Annotated in this window: 25 protein-coding genes; 11 read left to right on the forward strand and 14 right to left on the reverse strand. The window is 62.9% G+C overall.

Annotated features, from left to right (window positions below; genetic code table 11):
- Positions 1–99: 99 nt before the first annotated feature.
- A complete protein-coding gene (locus tag QBK88_RS16835) occupies positions 100–1,119 on the reverse strand; it encodes a Glu/Leu/Phe/Val dehydrogenase dimerization domain-containing protein (RefSeq protein ID WP_277962927.1) in 1,020 nt (339 codons plus the stop codon).
- 116 nt (positions 1,120–1,235) lie between these two features.
- Here QBK88_RS16835 and QBK88_RS16840 point away from each other — a divergent pair, with 116 nt between their 5' ends.
- Positions 1,236–2,057, forward strand: a complete 822-nt coding sequence (locus QBK88_RS16840; RefSeq protein ID WP_277962928.1) for a transglutaminase family protein — start codon at positions 1,236–1,238, stop codon at positions 2,055–2,057.
- 2 nt (positions 2,058–2,059) lie between these two features.
- Here QBK88_RS16840 and maiA read toward each other — a convergent pair whose 3' ends face one another.
- From maiA to hmgA, 3 genes are read right to left on the reverse strand one after another with little or no spacing between them, the layout of a single operon-like run.
- Entirely contained in the window at positions 2,060–2,686 is a 627-nt protein-coding gene (gene maiA, locus QBK88_RS16845; RefSeq protein ID WP_277962929.1) for a maleylacetoacetate isomerase, read from the reverse strand.
- 10 nt (positions 2,687–2,696) lie between these two features.
- Positions 2,697–3,983 carry a fumarylacetoacetase gene (gene fahA, locus QBK88_RS16850; protein ID WP_277962930.1) on the reverse strand — a complete coding sequence of 429 codons (1,287 nt, stop codon included), beginning with the start codon at positions 3,981–3,983 and terminating at the stop codon, positions 2,697–2,699.
- Entirely contained in the window at positions 3,980–5,290 is a 1,311-nt protein-coding gene (gene hmgA / locus QBK88_RS16855; RefSeq protein ID WP_277962931.1) for a homogentisate 1,2-dioxygenase, read from the reverse strand. Before hmgA ends, fahA begins: the two co-directional genes overlap by 4 nt.
- Before the next feature lie 140 nt (positions 5,291–5,430).
- Between hmgA and QBK88_RS16860 the strand changes: the two genes are divergently transcribed.
- Entirely contained in the window at positions 5,431–6,213 is a 783-nt protein-coding gene (locus tag QBK88_RS16860; protein ID WP_277962932.1) for an IclR family transcriptional regulator, read from the forward strand.
- Positions 6,214–6,240: 27 nt separating this feature from the next.
- On the opposite strand, the gene QBK88_RS16865 is transcribed toward QBK88_RS16860, so the two are convergent.
- The 6 genes from QBK88_RS16865 to QBK88_RS16890 all read right to left on the reverse strand — a co-directional run bounded on the left by QBK88_RS16865 (position 6,241) and on the right by QBK88_RS16890 (position 14,267).
- Positions 6,241–6,678: a hypothetical protein gene (locus QBK88_RS16865; RefSeq protein ID WP_277962933.1), complete on the reverse strand. Its 438-nt coding sequence runs from the start codon at positions 6,676–6,678 to the stop codon at positions 6,241–6,243.
- On the reverse strand, positions 6,654–9,395 hold the full coding sequence (locus QBK88_RS16870; RefSeq protein ID WP_277962934.1) for a hypothetical protein: 2,742 nt from the start codon (positions 9,393–9,395) through the stop codon (positions 6,654–6,656). Before QBK88_RS16870 ends, QBK88_RS16865 begins: the two co-directional genes overlap by 25 nt.
- A 150-nt stretch (positions 9,396–9,545) precedes the next feature.
- A complete protein-coding gene (locus QBK88_RS16875) occupies positions 9,546–11,237 on the reverse strand; it encodes a DUF1302 domain-containing protein (RefSeq protein WP_445764954.1) in 1,692 nt (563 codons plus the stop codon).
- Between the two features lie 391 nt (positions 11,238–11,628).
- Positions 11,629–12,534, reverse strand: coding sequence for an SDR family oxidoreductase (locus tag QBK88_RS16880; protein WP_277962936.1), 906 nt, complete (start codon positions 12,532–12,534; stop codon positions 11,629–11,631).
- Between the two features lie 123 nt (positions 12,535–12,657).
- Positions 12,658–13,551: an alpha/beta fold hydrolase gene (locus QBK88_RS16885; RefSeq protein WP_277962966.1), complete on the reverse strand. Its 894-nt coding sequence runs from the start codon at positions 13,549–13,551 to the stop codon at positions 12,658–12,660.
- A gap of 257 nt (positions 13,552–13,808) precedes the next feature.
- Positions 13,809–14,267 carry a flavodoxin gene (locus QBK88_RS16890; RefSeq protein WP_277962937.1) on the reverse strand — a complete coding sequence of 153 codons (459 nt, stop codon included), beginning with the start codon at positions 14,265–14,267 and terminating at the stop codon, positions 13,809–13,811.
- A 156-nt stretch (positions 14,268–14,423) separates the two neighbouring features.
- Here QBK88_RS16890 and QBK88_RS16895 point away from each other — a divergent pair, with 156 nt between their 5' ends.
- On the forward strand, positions 14,424–14,882 hold the full coding sequence (locus QBK88_RS16895) for a PAS domain-containing protein (RefSeq protein ID WP_277962938.1): 459 nt from the start codon (positions 14,424–14,426) through the stop codon (positions 14,880–14,882).
- Between the two features lie 62 nt (positions 14,883–14,944).
- Positions 14,945–15,550 (forward strand): PilZ domain-containing protein, encoded by a 606-nt coding sequence (locus tag QBK88_RS16900; RefSeq protein ID WP_277962939.1) that lies wholly within the window; start codon positions 14,945–14,947, stop codon positions 15,548–15,550.
- A gap of 6 nt (positions 15,551–15,556) precedes the next feature.
- Here QBK88_RS16900 and QBK88_RS16905 read toward each other — a convergent pair whose 3' ends face one another.
- The gene (locus tag QBK88_RS16905) at positions 15,557–16,510 is read right to left on the reverse strand and encodes a MerR family transcriptional regulator (RefSeq protein ID WP_277962940.1); all 954 of its coding nucleotides are present in this window, start codon (positions 16,508–16,510) and stop codon (positions 15,557–15,559) included.
- A 215-nt stretch (positions 16,511–16,725) separates the two neighbouring features.
- Between QBK88_RS16905 and QBK88_RS16910 the strand changes: the two genes are divergently transcribed.
- From QBK88_RS16910 to QBK88_RS16935, 6 genes are all read left to right on the forward strand, one after another.
- Positions 16,726–17,283, forward strand: coding sequence for an antibiotic biosynthesis monooxygenase (locus tag QBK88_RS16910; RefSeq protein WP_277962941.1), 558 nt, complete (start codon positions 16,726–16,728; stop codon positions 17,281–17,283).
- A gap of 118 nt (positions 17,284–17,401) precedes the next feature.
- On the forward strand, positions 17,402–18,106 hold the full coding sequence (gene folM, locus QBK88_RS16915; RefSeq protein WP_277962942.1) for a dihydromonapterin reductase: 705 nt from the start codon (positions 17,402–17,404) through the stop codon (positions 18,104–18,106).
- Positions 18,107–18,132: 26 nt separating this feature from the next.
- Positions 18,133–18,693, forward strand: a complete 561-nt coding sequence (gene folE, locus QBK88_RS16920) for a GTP cyclohydrolase I FolE (RefSeq protein WP_277962943.1) — start codon at positions 18,133–18,135, stop codon at positions 18,691–18,693.
- A gap of 2 nt (positions 18,694–18,695) precedes the next feature.
- Entirely contained in the window at positions 18,696–19,067 is a 372-nt protein-coding gene (folX, locus tag QBK88_RS16925) for a dihydroneopterin triphosphate 2'-epimerase (protein WP_268145434.1), read from the forward strand.
- 11 nt (positions 19,068–19,078) lie between these two features.
- Complete coding sequence (locus tag QBK88_RS16930; RefSeq protein ID WP_268145436.1) at positions 19,079–19,375, forward strand: DUF1244 domain-containing protein; 297 nt, start codon at positions 19,079–19,081, stop codon at positions 19,373–19,375.
- Complete coding sequence (locus QBK88_RS16935) at positions 19,368–19,709, forward strand: HopJ type III effector protein (protein WP_268145438.1); 342 nt, start codon at positions 19,368–19,370, stop codon at positions 19,707–19,709. The genes QBK88_RS16930 and QBK88_RS16935 overlap by 8 nt, the downstream gene beginning before the upstream one ends.
- A gap of 87 nt (positions 19,710–19,796) precedes the next feature.
- Here the strand turns inward: QBK88_RS16935 and trxB are convergent, their stop codons facing one another.
- Positions 19,797–20,759, reverse strand: a complete 963-nt coding sequence (trxB, locus tag QBK88_RS16940) for a thioredoxin-disulfide reductase (RefSeq protein ID WP_277962944.1) — start codon at positions 20,757–20,759, stop codon at positions 19,797–19,799.
- A gap of 121 nt (positions 20,760–20,880) precedes the next feature.
- Positions 20,881–21,480 carry a peroxiredoxin gene (locus QBK88_RS16945; protein WP_158153622.1) on the reverse strand — a complete coding sequence of 200 codons (600 nt, stop codon included), beginning with the start codon at positions 21,478–21,480 and terminating at the stop codon, positions 20,881–20,883.
- A gap of 235 nt (positions 21,481–21,715) precedes the next feature.
- Here QBK88_RS16945 and cysZ point away from each other — a divergent pair, with 235 nt between their 5' ends.
- Positions 21,716–22,444 (forward strand): sulfate transporter CysZ, encoded by a 729-nt coding sequence (cysZ, locus tag QBK88_RS16950; protein ID WP_277962945.1) that lies wholly within the window; start codon positions 21,716–21,718, stop codon positions 22,442–22,444.
- Positions 22,445–22,468: 24 nt separating this feature from the next.
- Here the strand turns inward: cysZ and QBK88_RS16955 are convergent, their stop codons facing one another.
- On the reverse strand, positions 22,469–23,044 hold the full coding sequence (locus tag QBK88_RS16955; RefSeq protein WP_277962946.1) for a hypothetical protein: 576 nt from the start codon (positions 23,042–23,044) through the stop codon (positions 22,469–22,471).
- Positions 23,045–23,067: the final 23 nt, after the last annotated feature.

Genomic DNA, 23,067 nt, shown 5'->3' on the forward strand with positions numbered 1-23,067 from the left:
CAACTCCTGAACACACCGGGTGGGTGTGGCTTCATTGACCTGCCGCTTGTGGCCGCAGGCTTTTTTCGGAGCTGGCGCCGGTCAGGCGCCGGCTCGCTATCAGGCGTAAATCAGTTTCTCCGCGAGGGCTTCGGCCACGCGCGCGGGGGAGCGCTTCTCGGCCTGGGCATGGGCATACACTTCGGTGAGCCGGGTGCCGATGCGCGCCAGGTGCGCGGTGATGGTGCCCACCGCTTCGCCCTGATGCTTGAGCGCCACATAAATCAGGCCGCCAGAGTTGATGACGTAATCCGGCGCGTAGAGAATGCCGCGCTTTTCCAGCTGGTCGGCCACTTGCAGGCTGGTGAGCTGGTTGTTGGCGGAGCCGGCCACGGCCGCGCAGCGCAGTTGCGATACGCTCTGGCCATTGAGAATCGAGCCCAGGCCACAGGGCGCGAAGATATCGCACGGGGTACTGGGCAGGGCGTTGGGTTCTATCGGGTGAGCGCCCAACTGTTCCATGGCCAGTTGCACCTTGCCCTGGTCCAGGTCACTGACCAGCAGTTCGGCCCCGGCGGCATGCAGTTGCTCAGCCACCCCATAACCGACGTTGCCCAGGCCCTGCACGGCGATGCGCAGGCCCTCCAGGTTGTCGGTGCCCAGGCGCGCCATGGCGGTGGCGCGAATGCCGGCGAACACGCCCATGGCCGCATGGGGAGCGGGGTCGCCGGCGGCAGTGGTGCTGGTGACATGGCGCGTCTGCTGGGCCACGCAGTCCATGTCGGTAGTAGAGGTGCCGCTGTCCACCGCCGTGATGTAGCGGCCGTCCAGGCTTTCGATGAAACGACCGAAGGCTTCGAACAGGCCGGCGCGGTTCTCCACGTGGGGGCTTCGGATGATCACGGCCTTGCCCCCGCCGAACGGCAACCCGGCCAACGCGGCCTTGAAACTCATGCCCTGGGCCAGGCGAATGGCGTCGACCATGGCGCTTTCGTCGTCTGGGTAGGCCAGGTAACGGCACCCGCCCAGCGCCGGCCCGGCGCGGCAGTCGTGAATGGCCACCACCGCACGCAGGCCGGTCACCGGGTCGACGGCCAGGTGCAGGGCGTGGGTGCGGGTGCTTTGCATGAGAGCGAACATCGGCAGGCTCCCGATCTTGTTATTTCAACCAGTGTAGTCGATGGCCGTGCAGGCAGACGGCTGTGGCCGCTCGGCTTTACTGGACGGATCGGCGCGTCAGGGCTACAAGAGAAGCTATGAAGCCCACCTTCGATGCTGCGCGCCAGGCCTGCCTGGGGTGCCTTGAGCAAAGCCCGCCCGCGACGTTCGACGCCGCGTTGTGGATCGCTGCCGAACACGAAAGCGGTTTCCACCCCCAGCAGTGCGATGAGGCCCTGCGCGAGCTGCAACTGCAGATCAGCGTCGGCCTGCCGATGCTGCCGGTCAACGAACTGGCGCAACCGCTGCTGCGGCGTATCAATTCACTGGGCTACCAAGCTGATGACTTTCACCCACTGCGCCCTCAGGCCGCGCTGCTGAACAAGGTGCTGGAGCGCAAGCGCGGGCAACCTCTGGCCCTGGCGCTGCTGGCGTTGGAGATGGCCCGGCGCCTGGATATTCCCCTGGTGGGGGTGAACTTCCCCGGCCATTTCCTGTTGCGCGTGCCAGGGGCAGACCACCAACTGGACCCTTGCGGCGGCAGGCGCCTGTACCCCGCCGACTGCCGTGAACTGCTGGGCCGCCAGTTCGGCCCTCAGGTGCCTTTGCTCGCCGAGCACCTGGCACAGGCCAGCCCGAGGGACATGCTGCAACGCCTTTCGCGCAACCTGCGCCAACTGCATAGCAGCCATCAGGATGACATCGCCGCCCTCAAGGACGCCGAGCGGGTGCTGCAACTGGCACCCCCCAGCGCCGCCGACCATGTGGCCCGCGCCGGTATCTACCAACGCCTTGAATGCCCCCGCGGTGAGCGCTTCGACCTGGAGCATGCCTTGCTGCTCAGTGAAGACCCCGTCCAGCGCCTGCGCCTGACCACCCGCCTGCAGGAACTGCCGCTGCCGCCGTCATCGCTGCATTGAACTCAGGGCGTATCGACCTGGCAGGAGGGGTGAGCCTGGGCAAACGCCGGGTGCGCCGTCGCCAGGGCAACGACCCGCTGTATGCGCGGCCAGGCCTGCAACGACACCCCGAAACGCTCGGCCGCGTAGACCTGCGCGATCAGGTAGACATCGGCCAACCCCGGCTCCGGACCAAAACAGAAGCCCTCGTCACCGATCAAGGCTTCCACCGCCGCCAGCCCCTGATCGATCCAGGTGGCTATCCAGGCTTGTATGTCACCCTCGTCATGCCCCAGGCCACGCAGGTGGTTCAGCACGCTGACATTGTGCAAGGGGTGAATATCACAGCCTATCAGCGCCGCTACCCCACGCACACGTGCCCGTGCCAGTGGTTCGGCAGGCAGCAAGGGCACCTGCGGGTAGCGTTCTTCCAGGTACTCGAGAATGGCGCCGGACTGGGTCAGCACCGGTCCGCCATCGACACGCAGCGCAGGTACCCGCCCCTGCGGGGCAAACGCCAGGTAAGGAGGCTGGCGCTGCTCGCCCGCCAGCAGGTTGACCGGCACCGCGTCATACGCCAACCCCTTCAGCGCCAGGGCAATGCGTACCCGGTAGGACGATGTGGAGCGGTAATAGGTGTACAACTGCATCGTATGGCCCTCACGGCGCGGCGACGACTCGGCCACGGCACTCGCCGAAGCCAATGGAAACCTGGCCGGGTGCCACGCACCGGGCGCGCAGCACCACCTCGTCGCCATCTTCAAGGAAACGCCGGCTTTCGCCAGAGGCCAGCACAAGTGGCTGCTTGCCACCCTCGGTGATCTCCAGCAGGCTGCCAAACTGCCCAGGCGCCGCCCCCGAGAGCGTGCCGGAGCCAAACAGGTCACCTGGCTGCAACTGGCACCCATTGACGCTGTGGTGGGCAACCAGTTGGGCCACGGTCCAGTACATGCTGCGCGTATTGCTCAGGGTAATGCGCTCGGCTTCCAGGCCCTGCTCACGCATGCGCGGCGTCTGCAGCAGCACTTCCAGTTGGATATCCAGCGCGCCTTCGGCCTGGTCGGCCGCGCTCCACAGGTAGGGCAGCGGCTGCGGGTCACCTTCGGGGCGCGGCGCCTGGGCGCAGCGGAACGGCTCCAGCGCTTCGGCCGTGACCACCCAGGGGGACAGGCTGGTGATGAAGCTTTTGGATAGAAACGGCCCTAGCGGCTGGTATTCCCAGGCCTGCATGTCGCGCGCCGACCAGTCATTGAGCAGGCAATAGCCCGCCACGTGTTCGTCGGCGTGGTCGATGGGGATGGATTCACCCAGGGTATTGCCGCGGCCGATCCAGATACCCAGTTCCAGTTCGAAGTCCAAACGTGCGCAGGGCCCGAAATCCGGTCCTGCCCCCTGCGCCTTCGGTGCGGTCTGGCCCTTGGGGCGCCGCACCGGGGTGCCGGAAGGGCGCAGGGTCGACGCACGGCCGTGGTAGCCGATGGGCACGTACTTGTAGTTAGGCAGCAAGGGGTTGTCAGGCCGGAACAACTTGCCGACGTTTTTCGCGTGCTCGATGCCCACGTAGAAGTCGGTGTAATCCCCCACTTTCGCTGGCAACGCCATCTCGCAGTCACTGGCCAGGTGCAGGCAGTCACGCACCACGGCATGGGCATCGCTACCGTCTTTCAACAACACCGTCAGCCGCTCGCGCAGGGCCAGGCGGGGCTGGCGGCCAAGGGCGAAGAAACCATTGAGCTGGCCGCCCTCGCAGGCCAGCGCCGCGGTAGCAGCGTCGCCTTGCAACAGGCCGGTGGCCAGCAGCGCCTCCAGGTCGAGGATTGCGTCACCAATGGCCACCCCGGCACGCGCCCGGCCACCGGGTGGGCTGAAGATACCCAGCGGCAGGTTCTGCAAGGGAAAATCGGCATGTCCGTTGGCGCTGGCAACCCAGCTGTGCTGCTCGTTCATGGTGTTCTCCGGTTCGGGTCGAAGGTGCTGGGCAGCGACGCCCAGCAGGCGTCATAGCGGGGTTGCAATTGCGCGCACTCAAGGGCGTGGCGGCTGGGGCGAAGCACCTGGCTGGTCTCGAACATGAAGGCCATGCTCTGTTCGATACGGCTGGGGGCCAGGTTCGCCGCCACCGCCTTGGCGCAGGTCTCGGCGTCGGGGCCATGGGCACTCATGCAACTGTGCAGTGACGCGCCGCCAGGCACGAAGCCTTCGGCCTTGGCATCGTAGGCACCCTGGATCAGCCCCATGTATTCGTTCATCAGGTTGCGGTGGAACCAGGGCGGGCGGAAGGTGTTGTCCGCCACCATCCAGCGCGGCGGGAAGATCACGAAATCCATGTTGGCCATGCCGGGCACGGCGCCAGGTGAGGTCAACACGGTGAAGATCGACGGGTCCGGGTGGTCGTAGCTGACGGTACCCAGGGTATTGAACAGGCGCAGGTCGTACTTGTACGGCACGTTGTTGCCATGCCAGGCCACCACGTCCAGGGGCGAATGCCCGAGCTCGCAGGCCCACAGGCGGCCCAGGAATTTCTGCACAAGAACCGTGCTCACGCTGCTGTCCTGGTACTGCGCCACGGGCGTCAGGAAGTCCCGGGGGTTGGCCAGGCCATTGCTGCCGATGGGCCCGAGGTCGGGCAGGCGCAGCGCCACGCCGTGGTTTTCCGCCAGGTAACCGCGGGCCTGACCGTCGGGCAGGTGCACACTGAATTTCAGCCCGCGGGGGATTACCGCGATTTCCAGCGGTTCGACCTCCAGTACCCCCAGCTCGGTCACCAGGCGCAAACGTCCCAGTTCCGGCACCAGCAGCAGTTCGCCGTCGGCGTCGTAGAACACCCGGGCCATATCACGGTTGGCGGCATAATGGTAAAGGCTGCAGCCAGCCGGCTGGTCGGGGGCGGCATTCGCCGCCATGGCCACCCAGCCGTCGATGAAGTCGGTGGGGGTCGCAGGCAAGGGTTGCGGGTCCCAGCGCAGGCGATTGGGCGTTGGCTCCCCCAGCGGACCGCCTTGCAGCTGACGCCCCAAGGGTTCGAAGCGCGGATGCAAGGCCGATGGGCGGATTCGGTACACCCAGGTACGCCGGGCCTCATGGCGCGGAACGGTGAACGCAGTACCGGAAAATTGCTCGGCGTACAGCCCGTAAGGGGCCTTCTGCGGGGAGTTCTGCCCCACCGGCAGCGCGCCAGGCAACGCCTCGCTGCTGAACTGGTTGCCAAAGCCGCTCTGGTAGCGGGGCGCGACGGTGCCAGGATCAACGTCCATGAAACCTCCGAGTTGCGCAGCCCTTATCAAAGAATAGGCTGCTATTATTTTTATCGTAATCCAATTACGAATAACGTAATTTGATTGCCCCAGGCCGTCAAGCTATAAAGGCGCCCACCTGTTTCCGAGATCCCGCGACCATGCGAGCCCCCACCCCGCCCGCCGAAGGCACCAACAAGCAGAAAGTCCGCTCGGCCGAGGTCGGCACCGACATTCTCAAGGCACTGGCCGAGCTCTCGCCCTCCACGTCGCTGTCGCGCCTGGCCGACCATGTGCAAATGCCCGCCAGCAAGGTGCACCGCTACCTGCAGGCGCTGATCGCCAGTGGCTTCGCCGAACAGAACCCTGCCACCAACCACTATGGGTTGGGGCGCGAAGCATTGCGGGTGGGCCTGGCGGCGCTCGGCAGCATGGACGTACTGAAACTGGCGGCCATGCCGCTGTCGGAGTTGCGCGACGTACTCAACGAGACGTGCTTCCTGGCGGTGTGGGGCAACCGTGGGGCAACGGTCGTGCAGATCGAAACAGCCGTGCGCGCGGTCACGGTGGTCACGCAGGTGGGTTCGGTATTGCCTGTGCTCAGCTCATCCACCGGCCTGGTATTCGGCGCTTACCTGCCCGAGCGCGAATGCCTTGATCTGATAGACGAGGAAATTGCCGAGAAAGGCCGGACCCGCATCGATGAGGTACAGGCCACCTTCGCGCAAATTCGCGAAAATGGCCTGCATTATGTCCACGGCCTGCTACTGCCCGGCGTCGACGCGTTGTCTGCGCCCATCTTTGACGCGTTGGGCCGCATCGTGGCGGTGTTGACCGTGGTCGGCCCCACCTCGATGTTTCACGCCGACGCGCATGGGCCAGCGGCCAGGCAGCTGTTGGCTACCAGCAAGGCAATAAGCTGGCGCATGGGCTACGAGCAATGATGATCAATGCACGCCCATGACCGGGTATCAGCCCTTCAACCAGCCATGGCTGGGCATGTCGCCCTTCTCGGGAATCGTCACCGAGCGCAGGTAACTGTCCAGCTCACCCGTCAAGCGGTCGGAAAACTTGTCGATCATCTTTTCCGCCAGCTTCGGCGGCGGGCCCTTGAAAATGCTGGCGAGCAACGCATCCTGCGGTTTGCTCGCGACACCCGTCAGCGAAGCGACCTTTAGCGCGGCATCCAGGAAATGCCAGGCGGCCTGGGCGCTGTCACCGGCGCGATAGGATACGGCGGCCTCATACAGGGATTTGAATACCTGAAGTGCCCCCACCACAGGGCGTGCGGGGGGGAACAGCAACGTCAATACGCTCAGCCCTTGCAGGCCACGTTCGATCATCAGGGCTGACAAACGCTCGGCCTTGCTTACCGTGCTGGCGTCTACATCCTCCAGGATGGCATGCACGAGTGCGTCATGTTCCTTCGAAAAATGCTTGACCAGGGAGTGGGCACCCACGCGGCTCGACGTGAACTGCGCAGAATACCCTGCGCCCTCGAGCTTCTCGACAAACCGGTCGAAACGGGGCAGGTGACTGTAGGGGGTGCGGTCGCGCAGGTAGGGGCCAAGGCCACCGTCCCGCATGGCTGCGCCAATCTGCTCGATAGGCCGGTACCAGATGCCATCGGGCGCCTGGGGGTATAGAGCATGTCGACAGGCTTGCCCTTGTCGATGTTGCGGCACACGTACACACCTCGTAGTTTCTCGCCCTTGATCTGCAGGTGGTAGAGGCCTTTCTGGTTGAAGCCCTCATAGGTGCGGTTGCCGCCGTAGGGCAGGCTCAGGTTGTCGGCAATATGTTCCAGCACGGCAACCGTTCCGGGACCGGCTGCTTTCCTCGCCACAGGGTCCAGCTTCAGTTGCAGGCAGGCGCGCTGCATCTCCAACTGGGTGATACGCAAATGCAGAGTTTCGCGCCATGCTTTCTGATCGCTGGACGGCGCCAGGAACGATGCCTGCAACGCCTGGGTAAACTCGGTCGGGATATCGTGGGCGTCGAAAAAACGGGCCATCAGGTCGGTAACGATTTCGCCCTCCTCCTGGGACAGTGCACGACCCGCCCTGACCGGGAGCGCGCTCACGTCCGTACCGCGGTCCACGCCGTGCATCGCCAGCCAGACAAGGCTGCGCCGCTGGCCGTCCAGTGTCACGGCGTAATCGTCCACGTTACGCCGGGACCGGTCGTGCGGGCGGGCACTGTCAAACCAGGCCTGCAAACGATTGCGGGAAAAGGCAGCAAATATCGGTATGTCGGCGATCGCCCGATATTCCCGTGTCATGGCGGCGATTTCAGTATCCAGGCGAGCCAACTGCCACTGGTCTTCCACAGCCGCGGCAGCGTACCAGTTGGGTGTGAGAATACAGCTGGCTTCCACGCGCCGCTCCACCTGTCGAAGCGCCACGGCGTTGACCATCTCACGCCAGGTTGTGCTGGGCTGCGCCTCGATGGCGAGCATTTGCTCGGTGATAAGGTGAGCTTTGTTGCGCAGGTGCTCGAGCAACAGCCTCAGGGGTTCACGTTGAGACGCCGAGACTTGGTCCAGCAAATAATGACGGCCTTGCTCGCTGGCGATCCAGCCGCCGATTTCATGGCGAACCTGGCGGCTGCCTGCGCACCTCAGCCAGTCGCTGCCCGTGGGGGATTGGGGAGCATACAGCAGAAAACTTTCACTGCCGTCATCCCGGTAACTCAACACCAGGACATCGGTCAGCACGAACCCGCCATTGTCCAACGCCACACTGTAAGCCTTCACCCCAGCGGTATTGGGCCGGTCCATGGCGTTTCGCAAGCCGTCCAGATCAGCCAGCAAGGAAGCAGTGAGCACACCCTGATGGCTGGCGGCGAACAGGCTGGTGCCGAGTCGCGCACTCTCCAGATCGACAACGGCCTGCAAAACCGGAGCGCTGAAATACCGGTCACGCAACTGCCGGGTGTAGCTGACCCGCAGATCAGCGCTGCCGAGCAGTTGCGCAACCAATTGCGGCGTCAGCCCCGCGGCGCTAGTCGTTTCATCCACGCTGAGCTCGACGCCAAGCCCATCCCGGCCCTCGAACAGCCCAGTAAACGCAAGCTGGATCAAAGGCAGGCGCTCAAGGTGCGAAAACGATTTGTCCTGTAACCTGAAGCTGCAATCACGCGTCACTTCGATCTCGGCCGGGTCAAGGTCGATACCGCGTGAGCCCAATGCCTCTCTGAGATGGGCCTGGGCAAATGCCTGGTAAGTGCCCAAGGGACTGAGCAGGTTATCCAGCGAACCGATGCACTGCGCCAGGGAGGTACCGCGCGCGGCGAAATCTTGCCTGGTTTGTTCATCCGCCTCCTTCAACCAGTCCGGCGTACGGGAACGGCGCAAGCGCCCCAGCCATTGCTCCAGCTTCATGGAGCGCGCGACCGTGAACCCTCCAAGCGTGGCAATGCTCGCTTCGCCGCTGCCCTGCGCCAGGTTGGCCGCTTCGCGTTCCTGCGCCTCCAGCAAGCGGTTTACCTGACGGGTAAAGAGGTTTCCAGGGGTGGCCCTCAGTTCGAATTCAGGTGCAGCGCCCCCCTGCACCCAGGTATTTACCAGCGCTTGTTGGGGGTGAGGAAGCAGACGGATGATGGCCTGCCGCTTATCGGGGTCTGCAAAAGCCAAGTGCATGGACCGAACCACATCCCGGTCCGTGCCGAACCGTTGCAGGACATTGTCCGCGGACAGCACCCAGTACCCATGCGCCGGGTCGCTCGGCCGCTCAGCCGCCGTGACCAGCACATCAAAGGGCCAATAAACATATTGTTGGCCAACCTGTGAGGCAATCCCATACGCAGGACTATCGGGGCGGTCTTCCAACAGCGTGTCCAGCGCGCTGGCTTGCTCCCATGACATTTCACGGTTGCTTCGCAATACTTGCACTTCGGCCAATACGCTATCGCGCAGCAACTTCGCAAATACTTCGCGCGCCGTACCGGTGTGCAATGACCCAATGGCCGGGCAGTCCTCTGCCCAGAACGATTTCAAGGTAGCGTCGTATTCGCCCGGTGGGTGCTCCGACGGGGCGGGCATTGATAACATCAACGCCGTAAAAGAAGTGAAACTTTGGATCAGATCCAGCTCTGCACCTGCTGGAGAAACATGATGTGCACGCATAAAGGCATCCTTGTCTAATTAAACGAAAACAACTCTGCAGCTACAGCAGAGAGGAACGCCATCAGACAAGTTACAGGCCGTTGGAACACGATAATTATTTATAAGGAAATGTCAGGATACGCTATTCATGCGTACAGGCGCTGCCGGCGGTCAAAACTGCACACCCAACGCCAGGGTCAGGTAGTCCCGATCTGTCATCACGTTATAGCGACCCCCAAAAAAATCGGTGTAGGCCAACGTCACTTTGTACAAACCCTGCATGTCCGCCCCAAGTCCCACGGTCACGGCTTTTGCCCCTTGGTTGAACTCGCCATTGGGCGCGTAGCCGCTGACGTCCTGCGCCCAGGCCACACTGGGTTTGAGCGTCACACCGGCGTAGACATCGGGGTAATTCAACTCAGCCTTCGCGCGGTAGCCCCAGGCGTTCGGGGTCACATGACCCTTGTTGCCAGTGGTGCCATACACAGCGTCGCGCCCCAGGCGGTCGTCGGCTGAAACGCTGTCTACATGCACCCACGCCGCCTCACCGGCCAGGGTCAGGCGTTCGGCGCCCAGCACCTGGTCGAAGTTCCATGCCAGGCTGCTTTGCAACTGGCTGATGGCCTTGCGCTCGTAGCCGTTTTCAATCTGACCGGCCGCAGGTGCGAGCAACGCCTGGGTCAACTCTGCCAGGTTGCGTTGCACAGGGGCATTGGGCCGGTAGCTGAACTCCCCCCGCCACTGGGCGCCGCCCGCCAGCGTGGTAGAGAAGCTGGCCCCGTACAGTTGGATGTCCTGCGGGTACTGCAGGTTGTAACTGCTCCCGCCCAGCAGGGTGGCATCGGCCACGGCACGGTCGGGGATGACGGCCAGGCTGCCCACGGTCGCGGCACTGGCCGCGTGGGTTTGCAGGAAGGCCTGGCGGCTGTGGTAATTCATGAAGTACAGCCCGTAATCCACATCCCCGGCCAGCCAGTGCAATGCCGTGCCCCATTGCCCACCGTCCCGGGCGCGCTGATCATGGCCACGGGGAACCACTACCCCCTCGGAAGTGACCTGGTAGCCTTGCCCTGCCTGCGGCGACAGCGGCGACGCAACCGTGAAACCGGCACTGCAGCCTCGGGCGGTAACGTCATCGGCGAAGTACGTACCGCAGTTTTCCGCCTGGGAGGCATCCCACTGCAACTGGTAGAAAGCGTCCAGGGTCAGGGTGTCGCCCAGCGCCTGTGACACATACACAAGGTTGGTCGGCAGCAGGCTGTCACTGACCTTTTGCGCGGGTTGGTTCAGCGTGGAAAGGTCCACCGGGTTGATGCTGTTGATGGAGTTGCCGATGAACAGGCTTTCACCCCAGTTGACCACCTGGCGCCCGACCCGCACGGTACCGGGCTGCCCGCCGACGTCGTAATGGTGATAAACGTAGGCGTCCAGCCACTCACCGCCAGCGGCGCGGGCGCCCTCGTCGCGGCCATCGTCGCTGATCGACTTGAAATGCTGGCTGCCGTCCTGCTCGGCGAAGTCATACCAGTAGCGGCCACGTACATAAGCGCCGCTGTCACCATAGGTGAGGGTCAGGGCATGCTCGCCCTGCAGCCGCTTGGTGAACGCCTGGCCCCGATCGAAATTCAGCCGCCCATCATCCCCCAGGCTGGACTGGCCGCTGCCGCCGTTGGCGGCGGCCACCAGGTGCGAATCACGCTTGGCGGTCCCCCACTGGGTGGTGAAGGTCAGCGAGGTATCGATCTGCCCTTCCACGTCCCCTACGTTGAAGGGCAGCGCGTACGCCGCCCCGGGCAGGGCAACGGTAGCGGCCACGATGAGTGCGAGAACGCGGGGACTGAACGGCGGTCGATTAGGCAACATGTCAGGACTATTACAGTGACGGTAATAGTCATTGTCGCAAACTGCTATTTTTCAATCCACACCTGGCGCTTATTATTTATTCAGTCGCCCAGGGAACTAACCTGAACCCCAAAGGTTAATGTTGAGTTAATCTTCACTGTGTACTGTCCGTTGCATATCCCCGGCCTGCCTGGCCTGGCGACACCCTGTTCACCGACGTTGATTTGAAGCTCCTTGATCTAACGTCTTATTTGGCCGCTGTGTTACAGCGGCCTTTTTTATGCCTGCTCAACGGGCCGGCCGCGTGGGGCTCAAGCCTACCGCGGCGGCCGGGACGGCTACAGGTACTGTGGGCGCTCGGCGCCCCCAGCTGCCACGCAAGACAGTTGCCTGGACAGTTGAAGCGATTATCTTAATATTTCTTCAGGTTAACCATCATTTGTTCCAGGGCTTCCACGTTATCGCGCGGGTGCACTGCATCATCAAAGTTGCCGATATTCGCCCACTCTTTGGCAATTGCTTCGACGCTCATGCCCTGGTGCGGGTCGAACCCCACGCCCAGGCTGCGCTCCCAACGCACTTTGCCCACCCAGCCACCGCCCACTTCGTAGAGGCCGCCAGTGTCCTGGCACTGTTCACTGCCCAGGTACACCACCAAGGGGCTGACCAGTTCCGGTTTGAGCAGCGCGAAGACTTCGGGCGGCATCAGGCCTTCGGTCATGCGTGTGCCCCCCGTGGGTGCAATGGCGTTGACCAGGATGTCATGGCGGCGCCCTTCCAGGGCCAGCGTGCGGGTCAGCCCGTAAAGGCCCAATTTGGCCATCGCATAGTTGGACTGGCCGAAGTTGCCATAGATGCCAGAGGTGGACGACGTGAAGATCACCCTGCCGAAGTTCTGTTCACGCAAATGCGGCCAAGCCGCATGGGTGAGTTTGTAAGCGCCCTGCACGTGCACTTGATAGACCTGCTCCCAGTCATGGTCATCCATCTTGTGGAAGGTCTTGTCGCGCAGGATACCGGCGTTGTTGACCAGCACGTCGACACGGCCGAAGGTGTCGAGGGCCTGCTGGACGATCTTGTCGCCGGCAGTCACCGAGTCATGGCTGGCCACGGCCGTACCGCCGGCCTCGCGAATCTGCGCCACCACCTGATCGGCGGCCGAGGCGCTGGCACCTTGGCCATTGGCCGCGCCGCCCAGGTCATTGACCACCACCCGTGCGCCGTGGCGGGCGAACAACAGCGCGTGGGCCCGCCCCAGACCGCCACCAGCGCCCGTGACAATCACCACTTTATCTTCGAAACGGATGGCATCGCTCATGCTGCAACTCCCGGCCAGGTTAGGTCATGGGGGCAGTTTCCGGTACGCCGTTGCCGGGAACAATCATGGGCTGGATGATGAATAAGGGGTGATAAGGCCCTGGGATGATGACCCGGCGGTACGTCAACCTGCGTGCGAGATCGCCGCAGGCTGCAGCCCCGCACGAAAGGCCAGGTAATGGCGCAGCACCTGTACCGGCGCCTCGGTGTGCGGGTAATGGCCTATGTCCGCCAGCAATACCGTGTCGGCCCGGTAGATGAGTTCGCGGTAGCGGACCAGCATGGGCTTCCCGCAAACGGGATCGAGCCCGCCATTGATGAACCGCATGGGCACGCCGGCATGCTGCATGGCGGTCACCCAGCGGTCGCGCCGCAGGCGACGCTCGATCAGGTACGTAGCCAGCCGGTGCAGCACCCGTGTGCCCTGGTTGCTCTGGATCAGGCTCCAGCAGTCGTCCAGCGCACTTTCACTGGGGCGGGTGGCCGGCCCGTAGATGAGGGCCACGCTGTTGACCAGGGTATCGCGAGTGAACGTGCGGGCGGCCAGCCAGCCCAAGGGGCTGATCAACAGCTTCTGGATCAGCACTGCATGGTGCGCCTCCGGGAAGAGGCCACCGTTGAGGAATACACAACTGGCGATACGTGCCTGGCCGTCGCGATGCCGCGCCAGCAGCTCCTGGGCTACGCTGTCGCCATAATCATGCGCCAGCACATGCACGGGGGTCTCGACCCGCAGGTGCGCCAGTAACGCCTGTTGCAGGTCTGCCTGCTCCAGGAGACTGTAGGTATGGTGCACCGGTTTGCTGGAGTCGCCGAAGCCGAGCATGTCACAGGCGATCAGCCGGTAGTGGCGCGCCAGGGGCTGCCACAGGTAATGCCAGTCCCAACTGGCAGTGGGGAAACCATGCACCAGCAACAAGGGTTCGCCCTGCCCGGCCACCCAGTAGCGAATGGCATGGCCTTTGAAGTCGAAGGTCTGGCCACGACTGCGCCACACACTCAGGGGTATTTCACTCAGCGAGGTGGCTGGGCGAGGTGCCAGCGCCGGGTCCGCGACCTGCGCCACGCAGGCGGTACGCTGGACCCGGTCAAGGCCAACGGCGGTGGACGGAACAGGGGCTATGGTCACGGTAATTCCCTCGGCACTGTCTCGTGCTCTCTGGGGAGCAGTCTAACCAGCCCCTCGCTCGGGAGTAATTGCATTGGCAGCCAGCTTATTGGCCTTGCGAGTCAGACGCATGAACAATCAGCCCGCCATACGCAACCCCGCCGCAATCAACGCTTCTGCAAGCGGCCGCTGAATTCGGCCAGCCAGGGTTCGGCGTCCTTTTCAGGCGTGACCGATTCGCTGGCATCCAGGCGCAGCATGTCCTGCACCTCGTCGACGCCCAACTCCGCGAACAACTCGCGTACCTGCTCGCCGCCACCGCAGAACGTATCCCCATAGCTGGCGTCGCCCAGGCCGATGACGGCGCCTGGCAGGCCGCGCAGTGCCGCCGGCAGCTGGTCACGCAACTGCGAATACAGCGGCATGAGGTTATCGGGCAACTCGCCCATGCCGGTGGTCGAGGTCACCGCCAACAACGCCTGCGGCGCTGCCTTCAGCAGCTCATCAAGGCTGGCGCGGGGGTTGTAGAAGGTCTCGAAACCTTCGTCCTCAAGCAGTTGCCTGGCATGGCGAGCAACTTCTTCGGCGGTGCCGTATACGGAGCCTGATAGCAAGGCAACTTTCATCGAGAGAATCCTGAGCATGGCTTGAAAGGCCGATGATATCAGGCAAGCGCCGACCACGCAGTCGCGCCACCCAATGGCAAACTGCCACTGAGAGGGATGTGCCAACGGTTGGCGATGCTCTAGAATGGCAGTTGGACTGCCGTGGAATACCTAGTAATGATCAACGCCAAGCTGCTGCAACGGATGGTGGACGCTTCAGACGACGGAATCGTCGTGGCCGAACAGGAAGGCGATGACACCATCCTCATCTACGTCAACAGTGCGTTTGAACGCCTGACGGGCTACAGCTCCAATGAAATTCTCTACCAGGACTGCCGTTTTCTGCAAAATGGCGATCGTGACGAGCCGGCGCTGCGACTGATCCGCCAGGCCATCGCCAGTGGCCAGCCGTGCCGCCAACGCCTGCGCAATTACCGCAAGGACGGCACGCCGTTCTGGAACGAACTGTCGATCACTCCGGTGTACAACGATACGGACAAGCTCACCTATTTCATCGGCATCCAGAAGGATGTCACCGAGCAGGTTGAAGCCCAGGAACGCGTGGCCGAGTTGCAACGGCAGTTGGGTGAAGCACGGGCGCGTATTCTTGCTCTGGAAAACGACCAACGGCGGTAACTAAAGCGGTTTTGCGTGGTCTACCTTCCGAACAACCGTTTTTTTAAACCTCGAGCCCGATCATGCCAGTTGATGCCCTCCTGACCCAGGATGAGCTGGACTTCATTCGAACGATGCAGCACAACCCGCAGCTCAATGTTCGCGACACTACCGCGAGCCTGCTGGTCAATGGCGGCACCCAGGTTCGCGACCTGCTGACTCGCCTGGCGGCCAATGAACAGGTCACCCTCCAAGCTCAGTTCGAGAATCAGCAGATGAGCTTCCCGTTGCAATTGGTGGAAGACGAATTTCACGCGCTGCACTTGCAGCTCGGTGCGCCGAGCATCTATGAAGACGGCCCCATGGTTCGCCCCTGGCGCTTGACGCTCAATGAGCCGGTGGTGCTGGAAAACGACAAGGGCCAGATCAGCAACTATTGGGTGCGGGAAATCTCATTCGAAGGCGTGCTGCTGGAAATGCGCAACGGACAGCGGCCGCCACGGCGCTTTTCACTGTGGTTCAGCCCGGCAGGCCATGAGCCCATGCCGTTGCGTGGCACCCTGCGCCGCAAGACCGAGCAAGGCCACTACGCCTACCAGTTGAGCCAGGACAACCTGCAGGAAACCGAACGGCTGCGCCAGTACATCCTCGCCCAGCACCGCCGCACGCACCCGCAAATGCACGCCTGACCCTGCTCAGGTGTCCAGGTGCCCGGCCAGGTATTGTTGCAACCGGCGCTGCATGAGCCGCCCCTCGCTACCCAGGCAGGCTATTTCACTACCGGCCAAGGCGTCCTGGATCAGGTCGCTGGCGTCACCGGCCACCATCAAGGGGCAATCCAGGCCCAAGCCCAGTTTGCGCAGGCGCCTGGGCATGTCCACGGCCGGCGGATGGTTGGAATAGAGCACCACGGCTTGCGGCGCACGCTTCTCGACCACCAGGCTCAATTCATCCAGCGGCTGCCCCAGAGCCAGTACCTGAACGGCAATGTCGTTGCTGGCCATCAGCAACCCCGCCACCAGCAACTCCAGCTCACGGCACTGCCCCGGCACCGCCGCCAGCAACACCGTGCAATCCTGCGCCTGACCTTGCACCAATTGCAGGCGCTGCAGCGTGCGGGCCCGCAGGAAGTTGTCCAGCAGCAGCCATTCGCTGGTCTGGCCGAACGCCTCCTGGCGCACCAGCAGCTCGTGCCACACCGGCATCAATATGTCCTGAAACACCACCACCATCGGGTAGCTGGAGAACACCTGCCCGTAGATCTGTTCCAGCCGGCGCTCATCGAACGCATTCACGGCGCGCCGTACCTGTTGTTGCCACTCTCCCCATTCACTGCTGACCGGCTGGCGTTGCACCGGCGCGTCCTGCACCTTCAACGCCTGGCTGCGCGCCAGAATCTTGCCGACCTTGCTGACGGCCACGCCGCGCTCGATCCACCCAAGGATGCTGCGCACCTCATCGATGTCAGCCTGGGAATAGAGCCGGTGCCCACTTTCAGTGCGCGTGGGCTGGACCAGCCCATAACGGCGCTCCCAGGCACGCAACGTTACCGGGTTGATGCCAGTCAATCGCGCCACTTCACGAATGGGAAACAGCTCCTGGCGCGAAAACTCGCTGGCAGCGGTGGAAGCTGGAACGGTATCTGACATCGTTGGTTGCCGGGGCTTGGGGAATATCCCGATAGTGTACCGCGCATGATGGCAAGCACCCAAGGCGTTGAAAAAATGGCGCCACGAAAACAACGCTGGCGTAATTTCGCCGAACAGGAATAATCCTTGCTTGTTCTTCCATGCAGACCAACACCCCGGCCTGCATCTCAGAGGCATGCCCTACCCGGGAAGCCGTTTTTGCACGGAGATATACAATGTCTGCTCCCGTCACCCTGATGGTTGCGCGCCGCGTCGCCCACGGCCGCTACCATGACCTGATCGCCTGGCTGCGTGAAGGTGAACAATTGGCCACCGACTTTCCCGGTTACCTGGGCTCGGGCGTGCTGGCCCCGCCCCCCGATGATGATGAGTTTCAGATCATCTTCCGCTTCGTCGACGAAACCACTCTGCACGCCTGGGAACATTCGGCCTCGCGCAGCGCCTGGCTTGCCCGTGGCCGCGGCCTGTTCGCCCAACCCCACGAGCATCGGGTCAGCGGCATCGACGGCTGGTTCGGCGACACCAGCCACGCTCGCCCGCCACGCTGGAAGCAGGCAGTGGCGATCTGGGTCGCATTTTTCCCGGTCTCATTGCTGTTCAACTTCCTGCTGGGACCACTTCTGAACGAGTTGAGCCTGTTACCGCGCATCTTTGTCAGCACCCTGGCCCTGACGCCGATCATGGTGTATTTCTTCATTCCGTTGTCCACGCGCCTGTTGCACCCGTGGCTGCATGCGACACCTCAGCGCCCGTTCGCCGCGCAGCCACGCTGAACTCGGCGCTTGGCGGTCCGCGACAGCTCCGGGCAAGCCAGCTCCCACACCGGTGATGCGTTGTGCTTGAGGGCCCACTGGTATAAGTTCCCGGTAGCCCCCTGCCACGAGCTTCCGCATGCCTACAGCCCCCATTCTGATCACCGGCGCCAGCCAGCGCGTCGGCCTGCATTGCGCCGAACGCCTGCTGGACGACGGCCACCCGGTGATCATCAGCTACCGCAGCGAACGCGAAGGCCTTGAGCGCCTGCGGGAACGGGGCGCGCTGACCCTGTTCGCCGACTTCAGCGACGAGGCCGGCATTCTGGCGTTCATCGCCGTGCTGAAGAAACACACCGACGCCTTGCGCGCCATCGTTCATAATGCTTCCAGTTGGCAGGCCGACACGCCCGGGCAAGAGGCCCAGGCATTCGCGCAGATGGTCAGCGTGCACATGCTGGCGCCGTACCTGATCAACCTCCATTGCGCCGACCTGCTGCACGCAAGCCCGCAGGCCGACATCGTGCATATCAGCGACGACGTGGCCCGCAAGGGCAGCAGCAAGCACATCGCCTATTGCGCGACCAAGGCAGGGCTGGACAGCCTCACGCTGTCGTTCGCAGCCAAATACGCGCCGCGCATCAAGGTCAACGGCATCGCCCCAGCGCTGCTGATGTTCAACGAAGACGACGACGCGGCGTACCGCGCCAAGACCCTGGCCAAATCGGCCATGGGCATCGAGCCCGGACCGCAGGTGGTCTACCAGAGCCTGCGTTACCTCATAGACAACCCCTATGTCACCGGCACTACCTTGACCGTCAACGGCGGCCGGCACGTAAAATAAGCGCTTGGCGCGAGGAAGTAGCCTTCATGAGTTCAAGCCTGCCGCAGCATTACCGCGAAATCCTCAAGGACCTGGGTGAAGACCCGGACCGCGAAGGCCTGGTGGACACGCCCAAGCGTGCCGCCAAGGCCATGCAGTACCTGTGTCATGGTTATGACCAGACACTGGAACAAATCGTCAACGGCGCCCTGTTCGCCTCGGACAACGACGAAATGGTGATCGTCAAGGACATCGAACTGTACTCCCTGTGCGAGCACCACCTGCTGCCCTTCATCGGCAAGGCCCAGGTGGCCTATATCCCCACCGGCAAAGTGCTGGGGCTGTCGAAGATCGCGCGCATCGTCGACATGTTCGCCCGTCGCCTGCAGATTCAGGAGAACCTGACACGCCAGATCGCCGAGGCAGTGCGTGACGTGACCCAGGCCGCCGGTGTGGCCGTGGTGATCGAGGCCCAGCACATGTGCATGATGATGCGCGGCGTGGAAAAACAGAACTCGGTGATGAACACCTCGGTCATGCTCGGCGCCTTCCGCGATTCGAGCACTACCCGCCAGGAATTCCTGCAATTGATTGGACGGAGCAAGTAGCAATGCCACAACTGGAGCCAGGAACCGCGCGCATCCGGGTCAAGGACCTGCGCCTGCGCACGTTTATCGGAATCAACGAGGAAGAGATCCTCAACAAGCAGGATGTGCTGATCAACCTCACCATCCTCTACGCGGCCCAGGAAGCGGTGCGTGACAACGACATCGACCACGCGCTGAACTACCGCACCATCACCAAGGCGGTGATCCAGCATGTCGAGGGCAACCGCTTCGCCCTGCTCGAACGCCTGACCCAGGAGTTGCTGGACCTGGTCATGGCCAACGAAGCCGTGCGCTACGCCGAGGTCGAAGTCGACAAACCCCATGCCCTGCGCTTTGCCGAGTCGGTGTCGATCACCCTCGCCGGGCGCCGCTGACAGGAATGAACATGAACGAGCAACAACGCCTGGAACTCGAAGCCGCGGCCTTCCGCCGCCTGGTGGAGCACCTGGGCAAACGCACCGACGTGCAGAACATCGACCTGATGAACCTGGCCGGCTTCTGCCGCAACTGCCTGTCCAAGTGGTACAAGGCCGAGGCCGATGAGCGCCAGATCGAGGTCAGCCTCGATGACGCCCGCGAAGTGGTGTACGGCATGCCGTACAGCGAGTGGAAAAATCTCTATCAGAAAGAAGCCAGCGCCGACCAGCAAGCGGCGTTCGCCAAAGGAAAACAGCATGACTGACTTGAACACCCTGCGCGCCAGCCTCGACAGCGGCGAACACGCGTTCGCCGATACCCTGGCGTTCGTGGCGGCGCACTATGACTACCAGCCCCAGGCTTTCACCAACGGTGACGTGGAAAACGCCGCCGGCCAGAACGAAGGCTCTTGCAAGACCATCGGCCTGGCCGTGCTGGAAGGCCTGAGCGACCAGCACGTGCTGCTGGCGTTCGGCGAGCACTACCGCTCGGTGGTGGCCACCCCCGAGGGCACTGACCACGGCAACATCCGCAACCTGATCGCCCACGGCCTGGCCGGGGTAAAGTTTGCCGGGCAACCACTGACCCGCAAGGCCTGAAACCCAGGCACAAAAAAACCGGCCTGAGTAGCCGGTTTTTTTGTGCCTGGCGCGGTCCTTCGCAGGACCGGGCCCATGCAAGGCCTATCAGAACGAAGCGTTCTGCAGGCCATCCAGGTAGCGTTCCACGTCCAGCGCCGCCATGCAGCCAGCGCCCGCCGAGGTAATGGCCTGGCGGTAAACATGGTCGGCCACGTCGCCGGCGGCGAACACACCTTCCACGCTGGTGGCGGTGGCGTTACCTTCACGGCCGCCGCTGACCACCATGTAGCCGTCCTTCAGTGCCAGTTGGCCTTCGAACAAAGCGGTGTTCGGCGTGTGGCCGATGGCGATGAACACGCCGTCGACTTTCAGCTCGTCGAAGCTGCCATCGTTGTTCTTCAGGCGGGCACCGGTGACGCCCATGTTGTCACCCAGCACTTCGTCCAGGGTGGCGTTGAGCTTGAGTTCGATCTTGCCTTCGGCGACACGGGCGTGCAGCTTGTCGATCAGGATCTTCTCGGCGCGGAACGTCTCGCGGCGGTGCACCAGGGTCACCTTGCTGGCGATGTTGGCCAGGTACAGTGCTTCTTCCACGGCGGTGTTGCCACCGCCCACCACGGCTACCGGCTTGTTGCGGTAGAAGAAACCGTCGCAGGTAGCGCAGGCCGAAACGCCTTTGCCCATGAAGGTTTCTTCCGACGGCAAGCCCAGGTAGCGGGCGCTGGCGCCTGTGGCGATGATCAGCGCGTCGCACGTGTAGGTGCCGCTGTCGCCAGTCAGCGAGAACGGTTTGCCGGCCAGATCAACCGAGTTGATGTGGTCGAAGACAATCTCGGTCTCGAAACGCTCGGCGTGCTCACGCATGCGCTCCATCAGCACCGGGCCGGTCAGACCATGGACGTCGCCCGGCCAGTTGTCGACTTCGGTGGTGGTGGTCAGTTGACCGCCGGCCTGCATGCCGGTGATCAGCAGTGGCTTGAGGTTGGCGCGGGCCGCGTAGACGGCTGCGCTGTAACCGGCAGGGCCGGAACCGAGGATGATCACTCGGGAATGACGTGCTTCAGACATGGCTGACTCCTTTGGACCGGCCATTGTAGCGCCAGGGTCGCAGTGCCGGCGAACCGGCTGGAATTAAAAAAGGACGGCTGAAACCTTGGGGAAGGCTATTGCTCACCCGTCCTGGAAACCGTTACAGGCTGGTGGCGTTCTCGGCCAGGTAGTCAGCCACGCCCTTGGCGTCGGCCTTCATGCCTTTCTGGCCTGGGCGCCAGCCCGCCGGGCAGACTTCGCCATACTGCTCGGTGAATTGTAGCGCCTCGACCAGGCGTACCATCTCGTCGACTTCACGGCCCAGTGGCAGGTTGTTGACCACCTGGTGCTGCACAACGCCTTTCTGGTCGATCAGGAACGAGGCACGCAGGGCTACGCCGTCTTCATGTTCGATGCCATAGGCACGGGTGATCTCGTGCTTGACGTCGGCCACCATGGTGAATTCGACCTCGCCGATACCGCCCTTCTCCACCGGCGTGCTGCGCCAGGCGTAGTGAGTGAACTGCGAGTCGACGGAAACGCCGACGACTTCAACGCCCAGCTCGCGGAATTTGGCGATGCGGTTGTTGTGGGCGATGATCTCGGACGGGCACACGAAGGTGAAGTCCAGTGGCCAGAAAAACAGCACCACGTATTTGCCATGCAGCGAGGACAGCTTGAAGCTGTCGACGATCGAACCATCACCCAGCACAGCCGGGGCGTCGAAGTCGGGGGCCTGCTTGTTGACCAGAATGCTCATGGGGAACTCCTTGAAGCTGAAGACTTGGGAAGGGTTTGAAATTTGATGTGCGCACTGTAGCGAGGTGGCCAAGGGTAAGGAAATATCGTTTCACAATCCACCTCATAGGCCACCTCTATCCCTATGCACGGTGTCGATCAGTGGCTTTGTTACAGTGCATTTCGGCGTGCAGGGTTCACTTTCCCGCAGGCGGCAAAGGCGCTAATGTCGGCGGGTTTTCTACACGGAGCACACCATGCAAGCCCCTGTCCTGTCCGGCCCGCAATACCTGCGCGAAGGCCTCAAACTGGTCCTTAGCCCTGGCCTGCGGCTATTTGTCCTGCTGCCGCTGGCGATCAACCTGGTGTTGTTCACCGCGCTGATCTACTTCGCCGGCCACGCGTTCAGCCAATGGGTGAACCACCTGATGCCCACGCTGCCGTCGTGGCTGAGCTTCCTCAGCTACATCCTCTGGCCGCTGTTCGTGGCGCTGGTGGTGCTGATGGTGTTCTTCTGCTTCACCCTGGTGGCCAACATCGTCTCGGCGCCGTTCAACAGTTTCCTGGCCGAAAAAGTGGAAGTTGTGGTGCGCGGCAAGGACGATTTCCCACCGTTCAAGTGGAGCGAGCTGAGCCGCGAAGTGCCACGCACGTTGAACCGCGAGATGCGCAAGCTGGGGTATTTCCTGCCGCGCACGCTGGCGTTGTTCGTGCTGTCGTTGATCCCCGTGGTCAACGTCATTGCCGCGCCGTTATGGCTGCTGTTCGGCGTCTGGATGATGGCCATCCAGTATATCGACTACCCGGCCGACAACCACAAGATGAGCTGGCCCGACATGCTGGCCTGGCTGCGGCAGAAGCGCTGGCAGAGCCTGGGCTTTGGCGGCATCGTTTACCTGGTACTGCTGATTCCGGTGGTCAACCTGCTGATGATGCCCGCCGCCGTGGCCGGCGCCACGCTGTTCTGGGTGCGTGAGCGGGGTTGAGCGCGGGGCCGGTGACAGCGGCCGTCAGGCCGCGTCGGCCCAGTACACCAGCAGGATGAATACCCACACCAGCAACCCTGGTACCAGGCACAGGTAGTCCACCCAGCCCAACCGGGCATTGCTTTCCCCCAGCGGGTCGTCGGCGGCGAAGTTGAGCAACTGCTGGCCCTTGCACGCCGCCAGCCCCTGCACCACCAGCATCGCCAGGCAACCCAGGTCGGTCAGTGGGTAGCCAATGTCGTTGCGGGCCATGGCATTGAACACCAGCCCCAACACCGTGGACAGCACGAACCGGTTCGCCCAGCGCTGGGGCGGCTCGCTGTAATGCAGGCCGCGCTGGTGCAGCAGGTCCTGGGCACAGAACAACAGGGCATGGGTGAAGAACACCGGCAACAAACCCCGCGCCAGGGGCGACACATCCGCCCCGGTGAACTGTCGGTAACGGCGCCAGTGCTTCCACGACCAATACACCAGGTACAGGCCCAGACTGGCGAAAAACAAGGTGAAGAACTTTCCTTCTGAAACGGTGTAGAACGCGGGCTCCCTGACCGCTGGCATACGCAGGTCCGCCTGAGGCGGTGCGTAGAGGTTATCGGACATGGCCATTACCCAGGCGCGCAGGT

It is taken from the genome of Pseudomonas sp. RIT-To-2, assembly GCF_029623465.1.
Taxonomy (GTDB): Bacteria; Pseudomonadota; Gammaproteobacteria; order Pseudomonadales; family Pseudomonadaceae; genus Aquipseudomonas; species Aquipseudomonas silvicola.